This is a genomic window from Bradyrhizobium sp. SHOUNA76, assembly GCF_023006445.1.
GTDB lineage: Bacteria > Pseudomonadota > Alphaproteobacteria > Rhizobiales > Xanthobacteraceae > Bradyrhizobium.
The window spans coordinates 1-2,938 of the sequence record NZ_JALBHA010000651.1 but is presented as its reverse complement, the minus strand read 5'-3'; the positions used below and the strand labels follow the sequence as shown (position 1 = coordinate 2,938).

The 2,938-nt window shown below is 65.4% G+C and carries 2 protein-coding genes; both read right to left on the bottom strand.

Features of this window, described 5'->3' with window-relative positions:
* The coding region (locus tag MOV74_RS35065) for a DUF882 domain-containing protein (protein WP_246931666.1) at window positions 1-874 on the bottom strand (874 nt) is incomplete at its 3' end.
* Between the two features lie 271 nt (window positions 875-1,145).
* Window positions 1,146-2,938 (bottom strand): murein L,D-transpeptidase (locus tag MOV74_RS35060; RefSeq protein WP_246931663.1); only part of this gene is annotated, 1,793 nt, incomplete at its 5' end.

The window sequence follows — 2,938 nt, the reverse complement described above, 5'->3', positions numbered from 1 at the left end:
GTTCGGCGGGCTTGGCTGCGGCTGCGACGACGGTCGGGGCCGCCGGCTTCGCGGCCGGGGCGGGCGCGCCCTCGTCATCCTCGTCGCTGCTGCTGGCCGGAGCTGCCGACTTGCCCTTGAACAGTGCGGCAAAGAAATTCGGCTTGCTGCCGGAATCGTCGCCGCTGCCGCGTCGCTCGATCTCGGCCTTGGCGAGCTCGTAACCCTTCAGCGGCGTGCCGTCGGTCGGGACATGGACGGTGCGGCCATCCGGGAACACCCGGGCGAGCTGGTCATGCGTCATGCGCGGCCAGTGCCGGATGCTGCCGGTGTCCAGATGCACGAAGGGCGAGCCCGAGGTCGGATAGAAGCCGACGCCACCGCGCTGGAGGCGCAGGCCGGCGAAGCGGATCTGCTCCAGCGGCACGCCCGGAATGTAGAAGTCCATCGCATGTCCCAGCATGTGCTGGCTGAAGCGCGCCACACCGGAGGAGCGGCGGCGGAGCATGGCGTTGGTGGCGGGGGAGCGGTAGGAGGAGATGATCTGAATCGGCTGCTTGCCGTCGACGTCGCGGTAGACTTCCCAAAGGATGTCGAAGAGGCGACGATCCATGACCGTCTCGTCCTGGGTGCGCCAGTCGCGCAGGAAGTGGTTGAGCTGCTTCAGCGCGGCTTCGTCATAGCGGCCGTCGCGCTTGAAGGTGACGGTGAGGTCTTCGCCGGAATGGGTGTGGTGGAACGAGAGCGTCTTGGTCTCGTTCAGCGCGGCGGCGTTATGAACCGAACCTGCGGCAGCAAGCAGCAGTGCGGCAGCAAGGCCGATCCTGGATCCGGCCTTCACTCCCGCATGGGACAACGACAGCACAGCGAATTTGCGTGCGAGACCAGTCAGCACGTATGAGCCCACCCAGTCGACGAGCGTTCAAAATGGACTCTCCCGCCAACCCCGTTGGCGCGCGAAAGAGGATGAACGCTTTATTAAAGCGAGAAGGTTAATTCGAGGTTGACCTTTTCGCCCCCAAACCAAGTCAGAATACAAACCTAACCGGTTGACTGTGGCAAAAAAACGCCCGCGGGCCGGGCCCAGGTGGACAATGGTTAACGTTAAGCGGCCCCATCCAAGGGACGGAGCCGCTGATTTCGTTGAAGAATTCGCCGAATCGGGCTTAGCGGGTGAACACCCGCTGCTGCTGGGGCCGGCGGCCGACCGGGGCCGGCGGCGGGGTCGGGGCTCCGCCTCCGAACAACCGCTCGAAGAAGTTTGGTCCGGACGAGCCGAAGCCGCCACCATTGTTGGCCACCGCCACGCCTGAGGGCAGGGTCGTCGCCGGGCGCGAGTAGCTCGGCTGCGAGTGTGCCACGATGGCCTCGAGGTCCTTGCCGCGGTTGTTCTTCAGGATGTTGATCATGGTCGCGTCGCGGCCATAGACGTCCTTGCGGAATTGCAGCTTGCCGGCGTCATCCACGAACGCGGTCTGATAGGTGATGTTGACCGGGACCGGGGTCGGGAATTTCAGGTCGATCTCGCTCTTGCCGTACATGCTGCGCACGCGCTCGGGCGTGTATTTCTCGTTCGGCATGACGATGTTGAGCAACACCGAGGCGTATTGATCGGGGTTCTGTACGCGCATGCAGCCATGGCTGAAGGCGCGATCTTCCCTCGCGAACAGGTTCTTGTCCGGCGTGTCGTGCTGATAGACCAGGAACTTGTTCGGGAAGTTGAAGCGGATGCGACCGAGCGCGTTGGCTTCGCCGGGGGGCTGAGAGATGTGCACCGAGCCGTCGCGGTTCTGCTCGAGCTTGAGGCCCATGCGCTGGAGCACGGTCGGGTCCTGCTGAAGCGCCGGCAGGTACTCGTTGTAGACGATCGACGGCGGCACGTTCCAGGTCGGATTGACCGTGATGTACTTCATCGTCTCGGTGAGCAGCGGGGTCGCATGCGTGCCGGGCTTGCCGGTGACGACGCGGGTGGTCCAGACCTGCTGGCCGCGCTGCATCACCTTCAGCGTGTAGTCGGGAATGTTGAGGATCACATAGGCATCACCCAGCGCGGGCGCGCCGAGGTCGCGCGGCAGCCAGCGCCAGCGCTCCATGTTGACCAGCACCACGTCGATCTGCTTGTCGCGCTTCGGGGTGTTGAGCGCCTTGACCGTCTTGTCGTCGAGGATGCCGGTCGCCTTCATCTCGGCACCGCTCTGGAATTTGCGCACGGCGTCGGCGACCGCCGCGTCATAGCGGGTGTCGTTCGCGTTTTCGGCGAGGCCGAGCTTGGCGCGCAGTTGCGGCACGCGCGGATCTTCCACGACGATCTCGGCCTGCTTCTTGCCGGCCGGGGTGTATTTCAGCGCCGGACCGTCGGCGATCTCGATCACCGGGCCGTTGCCCTGACCGCGAAGCTCCGCGAGCTTCGCCTTCAGCTCCTTGTAGAGCTTGTGCGGCGGGTTGTAGCTGTCGAGCGCGGTGGAGGCGTCGGTCGCGGTCGTGACCTTGGCGAGCACATCGTTCGGGTCGACCGGATGCTCGGGATAGAGGATGTCGCCGCTGACCTGTGACCAATGCATGCGGCCGCTCTGGGCCTGGCGCGCATAGTCGAACATGCTGGCGGTGAGCTTCAGCTCGGCATCGGCGAGCGCATCGGGCGTGGTGGCGCTGGCGAAATCCGGCACCGCATAGTCGGCAGGGTTGAGGCCGTCGGAGGCCGCGTCCTTCAGCCGCGCGACGACGCCCTTGGCCGCAGCGGTCAGGCTGCCGCCTTGCGTCCAGACCGGCGCGAAGTCCCGTGCGCCATAAAACTTCTCGATCGCGGCGCGCTCGTTCTTGCGGTCGAAATAGCGCGACGTCTTGGCGCCGATGATGTCCTTGAGCTTGTCGGCGACCGGCTGGTCGGCGGCGGGAACGTTGCTTGCAGCCTTGACCGGCTCGGGGGCCGGCGCCGCAGCGGGGGCTACAGGAGCGACCG